Source organism: Bernardetia sp. ABR2-2B (assembly GCF_037126435.1).
In the GTDB taxonomy this organism is placed as follows: Bacteria; Bacteroidota; Bacteroidia; order Cytophagales; family Bernardetiaceae; genus Bernardetia.
The window spans coordinates 2,454,907-2,473,367 of sequence record NZ_CP147020.1; the positions used below are offsets into that span (position 1 = coordinate 2,454,907).

An 18,461-nucleotide genomic window follows, 5' to 3' on the forward strand; every position below is an offset into this window, starting at 1 on the left:
AAGAATTCGAAATTATTCTAGTTCTTGTAAAAAGTATTACCAGCTTGATTTGGTTACGCCTGGTATTTTTCCGTCGTTAGCCATTTCTCTAAAAACGACACGACAAATACCAAAACGGCGCATGTAGCCACGAGGGCGACCCGTCAAACGGCAACGATTGTGCAAACGAACAGGAGAAGCATCCTTAGGAAGTTTGTCAAGAGCAATTTGTGCCTCAACGTCTCCGTTCTTTGCCAATTTTTTGAGTTCTGCACGTTTTGCAGCGTATTTTTCCACCGTTTTTTGGCGTTTACGCTCACGTGCAATCATCGATGATTTAGCCATAATGTATGATTGACTTAAATTTGGATTGAACTTTATTTTATTTGAACTTCAATTAGGCTCAGTTCTGAAACGATACTTTAAAGGTATAATTTGATTTCATTCTATTAGGAATGAAATAAATAACTTCTTATAAAGTATAGATTGAGATAAAGTCAGATTTGTTCAAAGTTGATTAAATCAAGTAGTTGCGTTAAGCTAATTATAATTAACTACGAAACGGCATACCTAATTCTTTCAAAAGAGCCAATCCTTCTTCATCAGTTTGAGCAGTAGTAACAAAAGTAATATCCATTCCTGTAATCTGCTTGACTTTATCAATAGAGATTTCAGGGAATATAATTTGTTCTTTCACGCCCAACGTGTAGTTTCCACGACCATCAAAGCCTTTATCACTAATACCTTTGAAGTCACGTACACGAGGCATTGAAACTGTTACCAAACGATCTAAGAATTCATACATCTGATCGCCTCTAAGCGTTACACGTACACCAATTGGCATATCTTCACGAAGTTTAAAGTTCGAGATAGCCTTTTTAGAATAGGTAGGTACGGCACGTTGTCCAGCGATAGTAGAAATTTCTTCTACGGCAGTATCGATGAGTTTCTTGTCTGAAACAGCTTTTCCAACTCCACTATTAATACAAATTTTTTGCAAACGAGCCACTCGCATGACTGATTTGAATTCAAATTTATCTTTAAGAGCAGGAACTACTTCATTGAAGTATTTATCTTTTAAACGAGGTGTTGCCATAACTATTTAATAATTTCACCACTTGTTTTGTAATAACGAGCAAGTTTACCGTTCTCATCTTTTTTGCGACCGATGCGAGTAGCTTTGCCAGAAGCATCTACATGCGCTACGTTGCTGATGTGAATAGGAGCTTCCATTTCGATGATACCACCTTCTGGATTGTTAGCAGACGGTTTAATATGCTTTTTAACCATATTAATTCCTTCTAGGATAACACGCTGCTCACTAACTCTTACTTCAGTAATTGTTCCTTGTTCGCCTTTGTGGTTGCCCGCAATTACGATTACGTTGTCTCCCCTCTTTACATGAAGTTTGACAGATTTTTGAGTGTTTTTCTTTTTCATAATCCGTAAGGATTTGTACAATTAGTACATTAGTGTCTAACACTTAATAATTTAAAGAAGAATCTTTTAATTGAAAATTTACAATTAAAAATTGAAAAGTATTAATTTTCAGTTTTCCGTTATTAATTATCAATCATTAAAGAACTTCGGGAGCTAAAGATACAATTTTCATGAATCTTTTATCTCTTAGTTCACGTGCCACTGGGCCAAAAATACGAGTACCACGAGGCTCATTTTGAGCATTTAGTAATACTGCTGCATTTTCTTCAAAGCGAATATATGAACCATCTTTACGGCGTATCTCTTTTTTGGTACGCACTACGACTGCTTTCGAAACTGCACCTTTCTTGATATTTCCAGAAGGAATTGCAGATTTAACAGAAACGACAATTGTATCTCCTACAGAAGCATAACGCTTTTTTGTACCGCCTAATACACGAATACATAAAACTTCTTTTGCTCCAGAGTTGTCAGCAACTGCTAAACGACTTTCTTGTTGAATCATCGCTCAATAGTAATTAGAGAGTGAAACGATGTGCTACTAAAATTGATTATCAATTGAATACTCAAAAAAAGTAACGTTATTTTTAGATTGTTTTGCTTAAAAAAATATTCAAAAGCAAAACTTAGAAGAGCTTTTTTTTGCAACTAAATACAAATTATTTAGCACGTTCTAAGATTTCGACCAAACGCCAACGTTTAAGTTTGCTAAGTGGTCTTGTTTCCATAATACGAACACGGTCTCCGATGTTAGCAGTATTGCCTTCGTCGTGTGCCATGAATGTAGAAGTTTTCTTTACAAACTTTCCGTATAATGGATGTTTCACTTTACGCTCTACTGTAATTGTAATTGTAGATGTCATTTTATTACTTTTGACAATTCCAATACGTTCTTTACGGCTTTTGCGTTCAGTGTTTTGTACTGTTGGTTGTTGTTCCATAGTCAGAATACTGTTAGAAATAATTACTCAATTTATAATAAGTAATTACTTAGATTTAGCAATTTTTCTTGCTGTTTGTTCAGTCTTTAGACGAGCTACCATACGTTTTGCATCTCTAATGCTTGAAGGATTCTCAATTTGAGAAATAGCGTGGCTAAATTTCAAGCGTTGAAGAGCAGTTTGTTGTTCAGCTATTTTAGTAGCTAAGGCTGCATCATCTAGTCCTCTGATTTCGTCTTTTGTTTCTTTAATTGTCATAACTTTGTGAAATAAAGGTCGGTTAAGATATAAGTTTATACCTACAAAACTTTCGTAAAGTCAAAGGCAAGCCTTTAACCTACTAGCTTATGCTTCGTAATCAATACGAGTTACAAATTTAGTTTTGATTGGTAGTTTTTGAGCTGCAAGGCGCAATGCTTCACTAGCTATTTGTCTATCTACACCCGAAATTTCAAAAAGAACTGTACCTGGTACGACAGGAGCTACCCAATATTCAGGAGCACCTTTACCCTTACCCATACGAACCTCTGCAGGTTTTTTGGTAATTGGTTTGTCAGGGAAAATGCGAATCCAGACCTGACCTTGACGCTTCATTGCACGAGTAACGGCAATACGAGCTGCTTCAATTTGACGTGAAGTAATCCACGCTGGTTCCAAGGCTTTGATACCGAAATCACCAAAATCCACCAAAAAACCACGTTGAGCAATACCTCTAGTACGACGTACTTCTTTATGACGTTTACGAAACTTGGTGCGCTTAGGCTGTAACATAACTCCTTTTGCGTTTAATGGTCTTTAAAAAGATAAATTTGAAAATGATTTTTGAGAAAAATAAATAATTGAATTATGAATTAACTTAAAATCGTTTCAAAATATCAATTATGAATTACGTTTTTTAATCTGTTCCTTAGATTTTCTGATTCAGAAACGAACAATAAAAAAAAGTTTTCTTTTAAAGAATAAATTCGGATTAGGAAATTAATCTTTTCAAAAAACTTAATATAATATAGTTCTATAAAAGAAGTCAGATTAGATTACGCTTTTCAAATCCCTTTGTAGATGCTATGTAAATCAGAATTGTTCTTTTCTACACGTACTTGGATTCTTTCTCAAAAATTCTTTAATATAATTGCTTTATCTAAAAAGCAACTTTATTAGTATATTCTAGCAACCTTTATTGCATAAAAGGCTCAAGAAAAGCGATTTTGAAAAAGGACTTGTACGTAAATGAACGCCTTATTTCACAACAATTTGTTCACGTATAGTATCCTTTAGGGAATGCAAAGGTACGAATAATTTACAGACTTCCAAATAGATAGCATAAAAATTCCCAATTATTTTAGATTATTTCTCTATATGGGGAACTTTTTTATTAAAGCTGTCAGTGGTTTAGTAGATAGATTAAAGAGAACACAAATTAAAATTTGCTAAACAACTTAATGTTATTACATTTGTTGATATGAATTATATATTGTGCTGAAAAAAATACAGTAAAAAAATTAATATTACAAGTAATGACTAGAAACAATGTTATTTAATTCGATTGATTTTGCTATTTTCTTGCCAATAGTATTTATCCTTTACTGGTTTGTCACATATAAGAACTTGAAACTCCAAAACTTCCTAATAGTAACAGCAAGTTATTTATTTTATGGTTGGTGGGATTGGAGGTTTTTATTATTGATAGTTTTCAGTACCATCATTGACTACACCGTTGGACAAAAACTAAGAAATGAAGAAAATAAAGGTAAAAGAAAAATCCTACTGTGGATAAGCATTTTAGTTAATTTTGGACTGCTAGGCTTTTTTAAGTATTACAATTTTTTTCTTGATAACTTTATAACAGCATTTTCATTTTTAGGTACAGATATAACAACTAATTCATTAAATATCATTTTACCTGTTGGAATTAGTTTTTATACCTTTCAAACTTTGAGTTATACAATTGATATTTATAAGCGAGAACTTGAACCAACAGATGATTTTATCGCTTTTTCGGCTTTTGTGAGTTTTTTTCCTCAATTAGTTGCAGGGCCAATTGAGAGGGCAACCCATTTACTTCCCCAGTTCTATAGAAAGCGCACTTTTGATTATTTGAAAGCAGTTGACGGTATGCGCCAAATTCTATGGGGTTTATTCAAAAAAGTGGTAATTGCTGATAATTGTGCTGAGTATGCAAATCTCATTTTTAATAACTCAACTGAATACTCGGGAAGTACGTTAGTGCTTGGTGCTCTATTCTTTACTTTTCAAATTTATGGTGACTTTTCAGGATATTCTGATATTGCAATCGGAACGTCTAGGCTTTTTGGTTTTGATTTAATGCAAAATTTTAATTTTCCTTATTTTTCGAGAGATGTTGCCGAGTTTTGGAGAAGGTGGCATATTTCTCTTTCTACTTGGTTTAGAGACTATCTTTATATTCCTTTGGGTGGAAGCCGTGGTAATAACTGGACAAAGATTAGAAATGTGTTTATTATTTTCATTGTGAGTGGGTTTTGGCACGGTGCAAATTGGACGTTTATTATTTGGGGAATATTAAATGCAGTTTATTTTCTACCTCTTTTACTGACTAATATTAATCGAAATAATTTAGAGGTAGTAGCAAAAGGAAAACTTTTACCAAGTCTAAAAGAATTATTTTTCATGTTGTCCACATTTGCCCTTACCGTTTTTGCTTGGATATTCTTCAGAGCTGAAAATATTGGACATGCATTTTCATTTATTCAAGACATGCTAATTGGTCTTATGACAAAAAGTGGATATGTTCAAACAATAAACTTAGTCCATTGGCAAATTGGGTATAAAGTTTTGTTTTTAGTGTTAATTTTTATTCTAATGGAGTGGGCAGGAAGAGAGGGGCAATACGCAATTTCAGATATAGGTATGAAGTGGAAGCGCCCATTCAGATATGCCCTATATTACTTAATTATAGCTGCAATTTATTGGTTTGGTGGCAATGAGCAACAGTTTATTTATTTCCAATTTTAATTATGAAACAGTTTGTCAGAAGGTCTATTTTATTTTTTATTCCATTAATTTCCGTGTTATATATAAGATCAATCTACCTACTAATTAGTGATGAGTATAAAAACATTGTTGCAGGTGATGAAATTTATATATCTATCAAAAAAAGTAAGCAGAAATCAAACAAAAAGATTGTACTTATTGGCGATAGTGTTGGGAATCAACTCTTCAGTAACGAGAACGATCATGATTCAATAAATTCGTTAGCTTCTAATCAAGCGATTGGAGTGGTTGGTCAATATCTTTTACTAAATAATTATCTTGAATCAGGTAACAAACCTGAGAGGGTTTATATGATATATAATCCATTTAGTTTTCAAAATAATCTAAATCAAATTTTTACTTTTCATTATTTCTTAAAGCCATTTTATAAAGATGAATATGTAGATATGTTTTCTAATACTGTAATAAATCAAATAGATAAAATACCGTTTTCTAATTTTTGTCGTGAACCATACATATTAACGTCAAACTGGAGTCCTGATTTTAATTCCGATGATAGTATTGATTATACTTTTTTATCTCCTATTTCAAAAGAATACTTAATTAAAATAAATAAATTATGCACTACAAACAATATAAGTTTTCATATTATACCAGCACCAACTAAAGAGTCTAATAAAAGAGTAGTACAACGTTTTAATAAAGAGGAAATTTTAGGGTTATCTTTAGAAAATGAATTAACTTATTATTTGAATAATATTGGTTACTTTCCTGATAGTTTATTCTTAGATTATGTGCATCTGAAAGAACCTAAAAAGTTAAGAAGTTATATTTTGAACGAAATGAATCAGATAAAAAAACATCAAAAGTGAATTTTAAAGAAATAATTGAAGAGATATATCATAAAGTTAAAAATATAGATAGCAAAGGAGAGGTAGCCTCTTATATCCCTGAACTAGCAACTGTTGATGCAGAAAGTTTCGGAATATATATTTCTACACTTGACCAAAACAACTTTGGTATTGGGAACTGGCAAGATAAATTTTCTATTCAGAGTATTGCTAAAGTATTATCACTCGTTTTGGCTTACCGAATGGTAGGCGAGAAAATATGGACTCGGCTTGGTGTTGAGCCTTCTGGGAACCCATTCAATTCGCTTACTCAATTAGAAGTAGATAATGGAATACCTAGAAATCCGTTTATAAATGCTGGTGCAATCGTAATTTGTGATATTTTGATTAGCCATTTAGAAAACCCAAAAGAAGATTTTTTGGCTTTTGTAAGAAGTATTTCTAATAATACAGCATTAAACTACTCTTATGCAGTTGCTGAATCTGAAAAGGAAATAGGTTTTCGAAATATAGCCCTATGTAATTTTATTAAATCTTTTGGGAATATTGAAAACGAGCCTTCTGAAGTTCTTAATTTCTATTTTGACCTTTGTTCTTTAGAAATGAATTGCCAACAGCTTTCAGAAGCCTTTTTGTTTTTAGCAAATAATGGACGTAGAACAATTGATAATATTGCTATTCTTACTAAAAGTCAGTCAAAGAGAATCAATGCACTTATGCAAACTTGTGGATTTTATGATGAGTCTGGAGAGTTTGCCTTTAAAGTTGGTTTACCTGGAAAAAGTGGTGTTGGTGGAGGAATTATAGCAGTCCATCCAAATCAATACACAATTGCCGTTTGGAGTCCAAAACTAAACAAAAAAGGAAACTCATATAAAGGGATGCGATTTCTTGAAGACTTTACAACAAAATCGGAATTATCTATTTTTTAAAAACACTAAAATTTTACAAGGTTAGTATAATAAGATAAATATTTATCAATGTTTATGTTTTTTTTCAAAAATAAACAAAAGTGATTAGATTTACAGAAAATGTATTTAATGAAAAAATTATATCAAAATAAATACTATGGAAATCCTTTCTGAGAAAAAAGAAGCATTATATAATCTCCTCAAAAAATCAAAAGATAGAGAGTTGTCAAATTTATATCTAGATTCAGAAAACTTTAATGGTAGATATATCTCTGTGGGAGGCAAAAAATTACTCCATTTCGCTAACTGTTCTTATTTAGGTTTGGAAAATGACCCTAGGTTAATTGATGCTGCAACTGTTGCTGCTCAAAAATATGGTATTATTTTATCTAACTCAAGGTCGTATTTGTCTTCTCCTCTTTATAAAGAGCTTCAAGAAGAGTTGAATAAAATGCTTCCTGGATATCCTTTACCAACTATTACTACAACCTTAGGACATTGTAGTGCTTTGCCATTATTAGTTGATAGTGATGATTTGATTATTTTAGATGCACATGTTCATAATAGTATTCAAATGTCTGCAAGATTATGTGAACAAAAAGGAACAACTATTAAATATTTGAGAATCCATAATGATATGGAACAACTTGACCAATTAGTAAATCATTCTGATAATGATAAATACAAAAGAATTTGGTTTCTGGCAGACGGAATTTATAGTATGCAAGGAGAGTATATTAATATCACTGCTTTAAAGGAATTGTTAGATAAAAAAGAAAATCTATATACATATATAGATGATGCACACGGATTTAGTTGGACTGGGAAAAATGGTGCTGGTTTCGTCTTGGGTAGTTCAGGTGAGTTACACAAAAAAATGATAGTTGCACTTTCTATGAGTAAGTCATTTGGCTGTGGAGGTGGAATTCTTGTATTTCCAAACAAATCTTTAAGAGATAGAGTCCGACTATTAGGGCAAACAGAAATTTTTTCTAACCCAATATCAAACCCAGTTCTTGGAGCTGCTATTGCGTCGGCAAAAATACATCAGTTACCAGAATTAGAAATATATCAGAAGGAATTAAGTGATATAATTATATACTTTAAGGAAGAGTGTAGGCGTAAAAATATTCCATTAGATACTAAAGCAAATACGCCTATTCAATTTATAAAAATTGGTAATAATGAAGAGGTTTATGAAGTCATTTCAAAGCTTATCAACTGTGGTATTTACTGCTCTGGTGCTGTTTATCCTGCGATGCCAAAAAACCATTGTGGATTAAGAATTAGTTTGACACGCCACTTAAAAACAGAAGACATTGATTATTTGACAGACTCTTTAAAGCAAATTATAGAAACTTCTATTCTTGTAAAAGAAACTATTTAATACGTTCAAAAACTCTTATTTTGACTTCAAATGAATAACTTGTGAGTTGATGTGTTATATTTGCATTTTATTAATTCAACAAAAAAAATAACATGAAAAATCAATACATTTTTAACCTAGTATTCTTTACCCTTTTAATAATTGGTCTAGTTTCTTGTGGCGAGAAAGAAGAAGAAAGCAATGAAATTATACCTGCACCAGAAATATCTTTTGAGTCTTCAGAAACTTCTACTAGTGCTGGTTTAGTTGTAACATATACTAATACAAGTAAAAACGCAGACCCAGCTACTTATGAATGGACAATTGAATATATAGGTTTAAACTCACCAGACGAAATAGCTCCTCAACTTGTATTTGAATCTACTGATGAAAATATAGAATATACGCATACTACTCTAGGTTATTATAGAGTAACTTTATTTGGAAGCAATTCAAATGGTTTTGGTACAAGTTCGATATTAACGAGATATTAGTAACCGAATAATTATCATTCAGCTAATAAAAAAAACCAATAACACTAACTTGTTATTGGTTTTCTGCTTTAAGGTAAAAATTCCTTTTCCTACCTTTATAGAAATAATATAGTAAATCTTCTTATCTCCGATGAAAAACGAAAATCATTTTATTTATTTCAAAAAATCCATTGCAGGAATAGAACTACCTACACTTTTCAACTTTCCATTTTATTATCAAGCACACTCGATTGTAAAACTAGCTGCCGAGCAAGTACAAGAATATCTAATTCATCAAACAGATTGGAAACACAACTTTGGTTTAAACTCAACAGATACAGGTTTAGTAATCGGAAAAATGTTTGGTGTTTTGGTGGTAAAAAACAAAAAAAATGAGCTTGGTTTCTTGGCTGCTTATTCAGGAAAATTAGCTGATAGCAATAACCACAAGTATTTTGTACCTCCTGTTTATGATATGCTAAAAAAAGATGGCTTTTTTAAGGCAGAAGAAGAAATTTTGAATAAACTAAATAGAGAAATAGAAGAATTAGAAAATAATGAAGAGTTTGAAAAAATAAAATCATATTTCGAAGCAGAAAATCAACTTGCCAAAACTGAATTAGAAGCATCTAAAAAAGAATTACGAGAACAGAAAAAAGAACGAAAAATAAAAAGAAATGCAGCCTTGAGAGAATTGTCCGAAACTGACTTTACAATTTTGAAAGAAGAACTAAAAGATGAGAGTCTGAAACAACAGTATTTTTTCAAAAAACTTAAAAAAGAATGGGAGGAAAAGTTAGATCAAATTGAGAAAGAACTAACAGTTTTTACGGATAAAATAACTGCACTCAAAAATGAAAGAAAACAACGAAGTAATGATTTGCAACAGCGTTTATTTGATAATTATAAATTTCTGAATGCAGAAGGAAATTATAAGAGTCTTCAAACTATTTTCAAAAAAGAATTAGAAATTGCACCTCCTGCTGGTGCTGGTGAGTGTGCTGCACCCAAATTATTGCATTATGCTTATAAAAACAATCTCAAACCAATAGCTTTAGGTGAGTTTTGGTGGGGACAATCTCCCAAGTCTGAAATTAGAAAGCATAAGGAATTTTATCCTTCGTGTAGAAATAAATGTGAACCCATTTTAGGTTTTATGCTTCAAGGATTAGAAGTAGAAAAAAATCCAATGCTTACAAACCCTGCAAAAGGAAAAGTATTAGAAACTATTTATGAAGATGATTATTTGTTGTTGATAAATAAACCTGCTGAATTTTTGTCTGTACAAGGAAGAAATATCAAAGACTCTGTTCAGACAAGAATGCTAAAAAAGTACCCTGACTCAATGTTAGTTCATCGGCTAGACCAAAGTACGTCTGGTTTGCTTTTGGTAGCAAAAGACAAAGAAACTTATCATCATTTACAAAGTCAGTTTATCAAACGAACAGTAAAAAAGCGTTATGTTGCGCTTTTAGATGGGATTTTAGAAAAAGAAAGTGGTGTTATCGATTTACCTTTGCGTGTAGATTTGAATAATCGACCTCATCAATTAGTTTGCTATCAACATGGAAAAACAGCACAAACAAAATATGAGGTTTTGGAAATTAAAGAAGAAAAAACTCGTGTTCATTTTTATCCCATTACAGGCAGAACGCATCAACTGAGAGTTCATGCAGCGCATCAAAACGGCTTAAATGCTCCAATCATAGGCGATGATTTGTATGGAAAAAAAACAAATCGTTTACATCTTCACGCTGAATACTTAGAGTTTGTGCATCCTGTTACTAAAGAGAGAATTAGTTTTTATATAGAAAGTGATTTTTAGTTTTGTTACTTTCTTCTTGTTTTTGAATTAGTACAGTTAGGAGTGTTATTTTCTATTATTGATAGCAATTTTTTAGAGATTAAATGGCATTTGCTAACAATCATTTTTATCAACAACAACCTGTAATAGACATGAAGAAATTCAAAAACATTGCTTTTATAATCCTTACTCTTTTAGCTTGGACTGTCTTTATTGGATATGGATTCATAGATGGATTTTTATTACGACCAATTACTTCGCAAGATAGTGCAGAGGCATTTATAGATGCTACCAAACAAAAAATAAAAAACGAATTTGTTGGGAATGTTGCAATGGCACTCATTGAGAATGGAAAAGTATCAGAAACTTTTTTCTATTCTATTGACCGACCTGTAAATGAGAATACTCTATTTCCTGTTGCTTCTATCAGTAAATGGGTTACTTCTTTTGGTGTAATGAAGTTAGTTGAGCAGGGAAAAATAGATTTGGATAAGCCAGTCGATGATTATCTTACAAGGTGGCACTTGCCTAAAAGTGAATTTGATAATAAGAAGGTTACTGTCAGAACATTGCTTTCTCACTCTTCAGGACTAATTGATGACCTTGGCTATGACGGTTTTGCTACTGATGAAGCTATTCAGACAATCGAAGAGTCACTAACGAAAGCTGCTGATGCAGGAAGTGCTAATGGAGTAGCAATAGTTGGCTATGAACCGAAGAGTAAGTATATGTATTCGGGGGCAGGTTATACGATACTGCAATTATTGATTGAAGAAGTTAGTGGGCAGTCGTTTCAAGAGTACATGAGTAAAGAAGTATTTGTTCCTTTGGATATGCAAAGTTCTACTTTTGATTACTTAAAAGAATCAAATAGCCAACTTGCTCAAATTTATACAGTTGATAAAACAACAAGGAAAATGAATAAATTTACAGCTCTTGCTGCTGCTGGATTATATACGACAACAAATGATTTATCAAAGTTTATGATAGCTAATATATCAGAAAATGATGTTCTATCAGAAAAGACTGTTCAGAAAATGAGTAAAGCTGAGACATTCATTAATAATACAAAAGTGTATGGATTAGGTTCTCATTTATATAGCCAAGATGATAAAGAATCAAATATTATTGGACATGATGGTAGTGGAAATGATGCTATCAATACTGCTGCAAGAATAGACCTCAAATCTAAATCTGGAATAATAGTATTAGAAACTGGAAACTGGAATATGGCGTCTTCCATAGCAGATGAATGGATGTTTTGGAAAGTAGGAATAGCTGATTATGTAGTGATGCAACGAAATAAATCGTATTTACTGACTTTACTCATCATCGGATATATTGTGATTATTGGTATTTCAGTTTTTATTATTAGAAAAATGAAGTAATAAAAAAAACGAATTGTAGTACGATGAGCTACAATTCGTTTTATAGAAAAATCTAAAGAATTTAGACTACACCTTGTGCAATCATAGCATCGGCCACACGCACAAAACCTGCAATATTAGCTCCTTTGAGATAATTTACTTTCTTTTTCTCTTTTCCTTGTTCTACACACTGCTCATGAATGCTTTTCATGATTGACTTCAATTCCTCATCTACTTTTTCTTTTGTCCAAGACAAACGAAGTGAGTTTTGTGTCATTTCTAAGCCAGAAGTAGCCACACCACCAGCATTTGTTGCCTTACCAGGGGCATAAAGGACATCATTTTTAGCAAAAATATCAATTGCCTCTGAAGTAGTTGGCATATTTGCACCTTCAGCAACTAATTTACAGCCATTTTTTACAAGAGCTTTTGCACCTTCTTCTTCTAGTTCATTTTGAGTCGCACAAGGAAGTGCAATATCACACTTTACATCCCACGGACGTTTGTCTTTATGAAATTTGGCAGAAGAATATTTTTTGGTGTATTCTTTTATTCTACCTCTTTTTTCATTTTTGAGTTCTTTTACAAACTCTAGTTTTTCTGTTGTAATTCCTTCTTCATCATAAATATATCCATCAGAATCTGAAAAAGTAACCACTTTTGCTCCCAGTTCTATTGCTTTTTCACAGGCATACTGCGCTACATTTCCAGAACCTGAAATTGCAATTACTTTTCCATCTAAAGAATCGTCTTTGTATTCCATCATTTCTTTTACGAAATAAAGAAGTCCGTAGCCTGTTGCTTCTGTTCGTAGAAGTGAACCTCCCCATTTTACGCCTTTTCCTGTGAAAGTTCCTGTAAATTCGTTGGCTAGTCGTTTGTACTGTCCAAACATATAACCTACTTCTCTAGCTCCTACACCAATATCTCCAGCAGGAACATCCGTTTCTCCTCCAATATGTCTGAAAAGTTCGGTTACGAAACTCTGACAAAAACGCATTACTTCTTCATCGCTTTTTCCTTTTGGGTCAAAATCAGTTCCTCCTTTTCCACCACCCAAAGGCAAACCAGTAAGCGAGTTTTTAAAAACCTGCTCAAAACCTAGAAATTTTAGAATAGATAAATTTACACTTGGATGAAAACGAACACCACCTTTGTAAGGTCCTAAAGCAGAATTGAATTGTACACGAAACCCCTTATTGACTTGAATTTCATTTTTATCATCTAGCCAAGGAACTCTGAACAAAACAGCTCTTTCAGGCTCTACCATGCGTTCTAAAAGTTTTGCTTTTTTATACTTTGGGTTTTCTTCTATGAAAGGAATAATAAACTCTGCAACTTCTTCTACGGCTTGTAAAAATTCATCCTCGTGAGGTTGTTTTTTCTTAACTGATTCTACAAAACCTTTTACTTGTGCTTGATGGTTGTTTGTGGACATATTCGTTGTGTGTGTGTTGTTGTTTGTTAAGTAATTTATAATTAGAGTTTAATCTACTAATTTTTATTGAAAAACAAACGGTTTTGAGTAGCGAATGTTTTGAATGAACTCATTGAGAACTGTCAGAGACAAAAAAACAGTTCTAACAAAAAGCTAGAACTGTTTTTAGTTTTTAAAAATTGAAAATCAGAAACTAACTTTCAATTAGTCAATCAAATAAGTAATTCCTAAAGAGAATGTACGACCTACTTTATATGAGCCATACGTATATTCTTTTCCCTTAAATTCTTGAACCATTTTGTATTCTGGATTCAGAAGGTTTCTTGCACGGAAAGTAAAGCCCCATCCTTTTTCTGTTGTTTTCTTAAAGGCAAAATCTAAAGACGGACGAGCTACTTCAAATACATCTGGCTGACCACCTTGAGTAACATACGCCAAACGCTTTCCAAAAACATTAAAAGTAGTGCTGATATTAATTCCTTTTTCTTCAATATCGTAATAAACAAACGCATTGGCTACATAAGGAGATTGCATAAACATAGAACGAGTAGCTTTACGGTCTGGGTCAGTAGCACGAATAAGCTCTAATTCTTGTGGGTCAATATCAACTTTTGAAGACATGATACTAAGATTCGAACCTATACTAAAACGCTCTAGTGCTTTTGTAAAATTAAGACGTTTACGGATTTCAAATTCTAATCCCATAACGGTTGCAGCATCTACATTACGAAACTGAACTTCTCCGTTTGCAGCTTGAGGGTTAAATGCTCTTTCAATAGGATTTTGGAAACACTTATAAAAAGCACTTACCGAAATAATTTCTCCCAAAGCAGGATACGATTCAAAACGCAAATCAATATTATCAATTAGTGTGCGCTCTAAACTTGGATTACCAATCAAGATAAAATCTCCGATAAAATCAAAGCTAGGGAAAGGCGCAAGTTCTCTAAAGGTAGGACGAGCAAGTGTTCTACCATACGAAGCACGAAGATTTATCTTTTTATTCAACTCATAAATAAGATTCAAGGCAGGTAAAATATCATTTGTTACTACTTCTCCCACTTCAATATCTGGATTATCACTTGTTGTTCTGATATTTGTTCCCTCATAACGAAGTCCCATTACTGAACGTAATTTTCCTGCAATTCTCCAATCTGTCATGGCATAAGCAGAAATTACTTCTTGTGTTCCTGTATAGCTATTTGTAAGTTGAGTTGCATCTAAAATAGTCATTCCACGCTGTCCACTTTCTAAGAAACCAACATCATTTAAGAAGTCGGCAGGGTCTCCTGTTCTTTCAAAATCATCTAAAACATTGAAACCAGTAAGACGCCCATAATCATAACGCTGCTCATTAAAATCTCTTTCTTTCATCAAATATCCACTACCTAATTTTATTTTGCTATCTCCTCCTTTACTTGTAAAAGGAATTGTAACATCTACTTTATTGTCCCAATTGGTTTCAACCATATCACGATAATAACGAGAAGGCGCAGGATAAGCTGCAACATTGATATTATAAACACGCTCATCGCCAGTTTGAATATAATCTCTTGAAAAATAACGCAAATCTGGTTCGTCTTGTGTAGATTGAGCCAATGAAGAAAGCCATTCAACTTCTATATTTCTTTTTCCTAGAGTATGTTTTCCTTTAAGCTGTGCCGAACCGATAGAACGCTCTAAATATTGAAGAACATTTGTTTGGTAGATATTATTCTCTCCAAAAACTTCTTCACTCCAACGCCCTTCTCTAAAATCAGCTACTTTATCAGAACTTCTGTTATACATCAAATTCAAAGCAATTTTGCTTGTAGGAGCAATTTTGTAAGCCATATTAAGGTTTGCACCAGCCAAAACTGTTTCTGTTCCTTTTTCTGTACGCAAATCAAAGGCAGGATTTAGCTCTTCACTACCTACACCTGGTAAGTTATAACGCCCAGTAACTCCATCATTAAAATAGTTGAAGTTTCTTTGGTAAGAAAGTGATGTAACGAAACCGAAAGGACGACCCAAAACATCAATCTGATTACCAATAGCGACCGAATGAAATTGATTCATCATAGGCGACTTGTTTTCAAATCCAAAACCTTCTCCGAATGATTTTGATTCTTCTGCTAATTGTTCTCTATCCGTAGAAAGACCATCAGCTACAATAGCTGGAACTTCACGAGTACCGTCATCAAAACCTAAATAATCTGTTTTTCCACCTTCATAACTCAAAAAATCTTTATTAAAACTCGCTTGGTCATTGAAGCCAAAAGAAGAGTTCCACTGAAAAGTAAATCTATCTGGAAAATCTTTAGTAACTAAGTTTACATTTCCACCTGCAAATTCGCCTGAAAGCTCTGGAGAAAATGTTTTTGAAACGATGATATTATCTATTAAATTACTTGGGAATAAATCCATCTGAACTGAATTTCTGTTTGGGTCAAGGCTTGGAAGATTGGCTCCGTTTAAAGTTGTTTTGCTATAACGGTCGCCTAATCCACGTACATAAACATATTTTCCACCTTCTACCGAAACACCTGTTACTCTTGTAATAGCTGCTGCTGCATCTCTGTCGCCAGAACGAGCAATTTGTTCAGAAGCTAATCCATCTTGTACGACACCTGATTTTTTTTGTGCTGCCAAAACGGCTGTTGTAGAGGCTGTTTCTGCTTTTGAAGTTACTACTACAGCATCTAAAATTGCTGTATCTTCTCCTAGAGTTGCATCAAGAACAGTTACTTCTCCTGCTTTTACTTCTACACCTGTGATGGTCTTTGATTGATAAGAAACGAAAGAAACTTGAAGGTCATATGTTCCTGCTTCTACTGAAATTGAATATTTCCCATCTAAATCGGCTGCTGAACCTGTTGTAGTTCCTACGATGACAACAGTAGCTCCTATTAGTTCTTCGCCATTACCAGCATCTTTGATTGTTCCTCTGATTGTGCCTTTTGTAGATTGGGCTGATGAGTAAGAGAAAGTAGCAAATACAAGAAATATACTTGCTAGTAGAGATAGTAGATTGAGTTTCATTACTTATTTTTTTGAACTAGAATAATTAAATTACTTATTTTTTTTAAATGAAATTTTGGATTGCTTTAAAAAGCAATTTGAAACAATATAAAAGCAGCTACTTTTTTCGGTAGCTGCTTTTTTTGAGCGTTCGAAACGCTATTTTTTTATTGGATAAAAGCTTCTGTTGCTGTCCAACCTGTGTACCAAGGTGTAGAACCTACTGCAAACGCACCTCTATAATCAGTTGCTGTAAAGAATGTGTTTGAAGAAGTAGAGACTGCTCCACCTGCCTCTGTAGGAACAAGGCTAGAACGAGTAACACCTATTGAGCCTACTGTATTTCCATTTGTTGGGAAGTAAGTTACCAATGCAGCTACAGCGTCAGCCAAATCTGTTGGCTCACTTCCTGATACAGCAGTAATAGTAAATAATGTATCAGCAGAAGCAGCAATATTTGAGAATGTGTTATTCATCAATTTTAATTCACCTGCTTGAAAACGCTTATAACTGCTTTCTCCAGTAGCTAGATATTCAATATCAATTCCTCTTTCATAGTTTACAAATACGCTATTGTGATATTCTCCACCTGCATTATCACGGAACGTAATCGCACGGCTTTCAGGATTTCCAACAGAAGTAATATTAAAGAATTTAGGAAGTGCATAAGGAGTTCCGTCTTCTGGATCTGTACCACCATCATGCTCACCACCACGGTCTCCATCATCTTCACGTTGATAGATAAGACCAAACTGAACATTTCCTCTGAAACCTTCATCATAATCAAAAGCATCATCACCACATGCCGTAGCAACAAGATACTTACAGTTTACAGTTCCACCAAACCATTCAAAGGCATCATCTTGATTTGCATATACTTCAATGTGTTCTACAATTGTTCCTGTACCTACACCACCAAAAGTAACACCATTGATTTCATTACCTGCTCCAATATTTGAACCCCCATGACGAACTGAAATATAACGATACACACCAGAGTTATCAGCATCATCTGTTCCACCATAAATACCACGAGTTTCAGTAGTTGGAATACCTTCAATAGCAGAAGTACCTGGAGATGAATTAAGACCAGCTTTTCCTAAAATGATAAGTCCACCCCATTCTCCATTTTCATCAGCACCAAGATTTCCATTTAAGTTATCAGCTTCTGCTGTAAAAATGACAGGTTCATTAGCCGTTCCGTTAGCAATTACTTTTCCACCACGAGCTACAACTAAAGCAGAAGCATTTTCTCCTTCTCCTGTTTTGCCTTTGATTACAGTACCTGCCTCAATAGTAAGCGTTTGACCTTCATTTACGAAAACAAATCCATCAAGCACCCAAACCTTGTCTTTTGTCCAAGTGATTGTATCTTTTCCAATACCTGTATCACCTGCTGCTATTACGAGAGAAGCTCTGCTTGTAGCTGCGTCTGAACTTTCTGTATAATTAGCTGGATATTCACGAGGAGGTATTACGACAGCATCTTCTGGTGCAACTGTAATAGTTTGTGTTTCTGTATCTGTACCACCTTCTCCTGTTGCTGTAAGTGTTACTTGATAGCTTCCTTCTGTTGTAAAAGTGAAGCTAGGGTTTTGTTCTGTTGAGCTAAAACCTGCTGGTACAGAAGCCCAAGCATATGCAGAAGCATCTGTACTTGTATTAGAAAAAGTAACTGCTTGACCTACTTTAGGACTTGCAGGACTGAATGTAAAAGCTGCTACTGGAGCTTTTTTGTCGTCTTCATCGTCTTTACAGCTGACTAGTACAAGAGCTGCAAATAAAAAAATGAATGCCAGTTGAAAGAAATTTTGTAATTTCATTTTGATTAAATTAATCTTAGTGAATTGATTTTTAGTAAATTGGTAGAACAAATACTGATTTTTTATTTCATTTTTGTTCGGAAGTTTTTTTCTTTTTC

Annotated in this window: 17 protein-coding genes; 7 read left to right on the forward strand and 10 right to left on the reverse strand. The window is 33.4% G+C overall.

What is annotated here, in order from left to right; all coding sequences use genetic code 11:
• Positions 1–36 precede the first annotated feature (36 nt).
• The 7 genes from rpsN to rplP all read right to left on the reverse strand — a co-directional run bounded on the left by rpsN (position 37) and on the right by rplP (position 3,131).
• Entirely contained in the window at positions 37–324 is a 288-nt protein-coding gene (rpsN, locus tag WAF17_RS10310; RefSeq protein WP_338769672.1) for a 30S ribosomal protein S14, read from the reverse strand.
• 205 nt (positions 325–529) lie between these two features.
• Complete coding sequence (rplE, locus tag WAF17_RS10315) at positions 530–1,075, reverse strand: 50S ribosomal protein L5 (RefSeq protein ID WP_338769675.1); 546 nt, start codon at positions 1,073–1,075, stop codon at positions 530–532.
• A gap of 2 nt (positions 1,076–1,077) precedes the next feature.
• Positions 1,078–1,419 carry a 50S ribosomal protein L24 gene (gene rplX, locus WAF17_RS10320; protein ID WP_338770177.1) on the reverse strand — a complete coding sequence of 114 codons (342 nt, stop codon included), beginning with the start codon at positions 1,417–1,419 and terminating at the stop codon, positions 1,078–1,080.
• 136 nt (positions 1,420–1,555) lie between these two features.
• Positions 1,556–1,924, reverse strand: a complete 369-nt coding sequence (gene rplN / locus WAF17_RS10325) for a 50S ribosomal protein L14 (RefSeq protein ID WP_014798369.1) — start codon at positions 1,922–1,924, stop codon at positions 1,556–1,558.
• Positions 1,925–2,078: 154 nt separating this feature from the next.
• Entirely contained in the window at positions 2,079–2,360 is a 282-nt protein-coding gene (rpsQ, locus tag WAF17_RS10330; protein ID WP_338769684.1) for a 30S ribosomal protein S17, read from the reverse strand.
• 45 nt (positions 2,361–2,405) lie between these two features.
• On the reverse strand, positions 2,406–2,618 hold the full coding sequence (gene rpmC / locus WAF17_RS10335) for a 50S ribosomal protein L29 (RefSeq protein WP_338769687.1): 213 nt from the start codon (positions 2,616–2,618) through the stop codon (positions 2,406–2,408).
• 87 nt (positions 2,619–2,705) lie between these two features.
• Positions 2,706–3,131 carry a 50S ribosomal protein L16 gene (gene rplP, locus WAF17_RS10340; protein ID WP_338769690.1) on the reverse strand — a complete coding sequence of 142 codons (426 nt, stop codon included), beginning with the start codon at positions 3,129–3,131 and terminating at the stop codon, positions 2,706–2,708.
• A gap of 756 nt (positions 3,132–3,887) precedes the next feature.
• On the opposite strand from rplP, the gene WAF17_RS10345 reads away from it, so the two are divergent.
• The 7 genes from WAF17_RS10345 to WAF17_RS10375 all read left to right on the forward strand — a co-directional run bounded on the left by WAF17_RS10345 (position 3,888) and on the right by WAF17_RS10375 (position 12,123).
• Positions 3,888–5,351, forward strand: a complete 1,464-nt coding sequence (locus WAF17_RS10345; RefSeq protein ID WP_338769693.1) for an MBOAT family O-acyltransferase — start codon at positions 3,888–3,890, stop codon at positions 5,349–5,351.
• A gap of 2 nt (positions 5,352–5,353) precedes the next feature.
• Entirely contained in the window at positions 5,354–6,202 is an 849-nt protein-coding gene (locus WAF17_RS10350; RefSeq protein WP_338769695.1) for a hypothetical protein, read from the forward strand.
• The gene (locus tag WAF17_RS10355) at positions 6,199–7,113 is read left to right on the forward strand and encodes a glutaminase (RefSeq protein WP_338769698.1); all 915 of its coding nucleotides are present in this window, start codon (positions 6,199–6,201) and stop codon (positions 7,111–7,113) included. Before WAF17_RS10350 ends, WAF17_RS10355 begins: the two co-directional genes overlap by 4 nt.
• A gap of 136 nt (positions 7,114–7,249) precedes the next feature.
• A complete protein-coding gene (locus WAF17_RS10360; RefSeq protein ID WP_338769700.1) occupies positions 7,250–8,479 on the forward strand; it encodes an aminotransferase class I/II-fold pyridoxal phosphate-dependent enzyme in 1,230 nt (409 codons plus the stop codon).
• Positions 8,480–8,571: 92 nt separating this feature from the next.
• A complete protein-coding gene (locus tag WAF17_RS10365; protein WP_338769703.1) occupies positions 8,572–8,952 on the forward strand; it encodes a hypothetical protein in 381 nt (126 codons plus the stop codon).
• A gap of 130 nt (positions 8,953–9,082) precedes the next feature.
• On the forward strand, positions 9,083–10,756 hold the full coding sequence (locus WAF17_RS10370; RefSeq protein WP_338769706.1) for an RluA family pseudouridine synthase: 1,674 nt from the start codon (positions 9,083–9,085) through the stop codon (positions 10,754–10,756).
• Between the two features lie 83 nt (positions 10,757–10,839).
• Positions 10,840–12,123, forward strand: coding sequence for a serine hydrolase domain-containing protein (locus WAF17_RS10375; protein WP_338769708.1), 1,284 nt, complete (start codon positions 10,840–10,842; stop codon positions 12,121–12,123).
• A gap of 61 nt (positions 12,124–12,184) precedes the next feature.
• Here WAF17_RS10375 and gdhA read toward each other — a convergent pair whose 3' ends face one another.
• The 3 genes from gdhA to WAF17_RS10390 form a co-directional block, all read right to left on the reverse strand.
• Positions 12,185–13,540: an NADP-specific glutamate dehydrogenase gene (gene gdhA / locus WAF17_RS10380; RefSeq protein WP_338769711.1), complete on the reverse strand. Its 1,356-nt coding sequence runs from the start codon at positions 13,538–13,540 to the stop codon at positions 12,185–12,187.
• A gap of 204 nt (positions 13,541–13,744) precedes the next feature.
• On the reverse strand, positions 13,745–16,561 hold the full coding sequence (locus tag WAF17_RS10385; RefSeq protein WP_338769714.1) for a TonB-dependent receptor: 2,817 nt from the start codon (positions 16,559–16,561) through the stop codon (positions 13,745–13,747).
• A gap of 146 nt (positions 16,562–16,707) precedes the next feature.
• Positions 16,708–18,363: a PKD domain-containing protein gene (locus WAF17_RS10390; protein WP_338769717.1), complete on the reverse strand. Its 1,656-nt coding sequence runs from the start codon at positions 18,361–18,363 to the stop codon at positions 16,708–16,710.
• Positions 18,364–18,461 lie beyond the last annotated feature (98 nt).

Bases quoted from the DNA above. Each gene is read 5' to 3' on its own strand.
- rpsN (WP_338769672.1), bottom strand. From the start codon at position 324: ATGGCTAAATCATCGATGATTGCACGTGAGCGTAAACGCCAAAAAACG.
- rplE (WP_338769675.1), bottom strand. From the start codon at position 1,075: ATGGCAACACCTCGTTTAAAAGATAAATACTTCAATGAAGTAGTTCCT.
- rplX (WP_338770177.1), bottom strand. From the start codon at position 1,419: ATGAAAAAGAAAAACACTCAAAAATCTGTCAAACTTCATGTAAAGAGG.
- rplN (WP_014798369.1), bottom strand. From the start codon at position 1,924: ATGATTCAACAAGAAAGTCGTTTAGCAGTTGCTGACAACTCTGGAGCA.
- rpsQ (WP_338769684.1), bottom strand. From the start codon at position 2,360: ATGGAACAACAACCAACAGTACAAAACACTGAACGCAAAAGCCGTAAA.
- rpmC (WP_338769687.1), bottom strand. From the start codon at position 2,618: ATGACAATTAAAGAAACAAAAGACGAAATCAGAGGACTAGATGATGCA.
- rplP (WP_338769690.1), bottom strand. From the start codon at position 3,131: ATGTTACAGCCTAAGCGCACCAAGTTTCGTAAACGTCATAAAGAAGTA.
- WAF17_RS10345 (WP_338769693.1), top strand. From the start codon at position 3,888: ATGTTATTTAATTCGATTGATTTTGCTATTTTCTTGCCAATAGTATTT.
- WAF17_RS10350 (WP_338769695.1), top strand. From the start codon at position 5,354: ATGAAACAGTTTGTCAGAAGGTCTATTTTATTTTTTATTCCATTAATT.
- WAF17_RS10360 (WP_338769700.1), top strand. From the start codon at position 7,250: ATGGAAATCCTTTCTGAGAAAAAAGAAGCATTATATAATCTCCTCAAA.
- WAF17_RS10365 (WP_338769703.1), top strand. From the start codon at position 8,572: ATGAAAAATCAATACATTTTTAACCTAGTATTCTTTACCCTTTTAATA.
- WAF17_RS10370 (WP_338769706.1), top strand. From the start codon at position 9,083: ATGAAAAACGAAAATCATTTTATTTATTTCAAAAAATCCATTGCAGGA.
- WAF17_RS10375 (WP_338769708.1), top strand. From the start codon at position 10,840: ATGGCATTTGCTAACAATCATTTTTATCAACAACAACCTGTAATAGAC.
- gdhA (WP_338769711.1), bottom strand. From the start codon at position 13,540: ATGTCCACAAACAACCATCAAGCACAAGTAAAAGGTTTTGTAGAATCA.
- WAF17_RS10385 (WP_338769714.1), bottom strand. From the start codon at position 16,561: ATGAAACTCAATCTACTATCTCTACTAGCAAGTATATTTCTTGTATTT.
- WAF17_RS10390 (WP_338769717.1), bottom strand. From the start codon at position 18,363: ATGAAATTACAAAATTTCTTTCAACTGGCATTCATTTTTTTATTTGCA.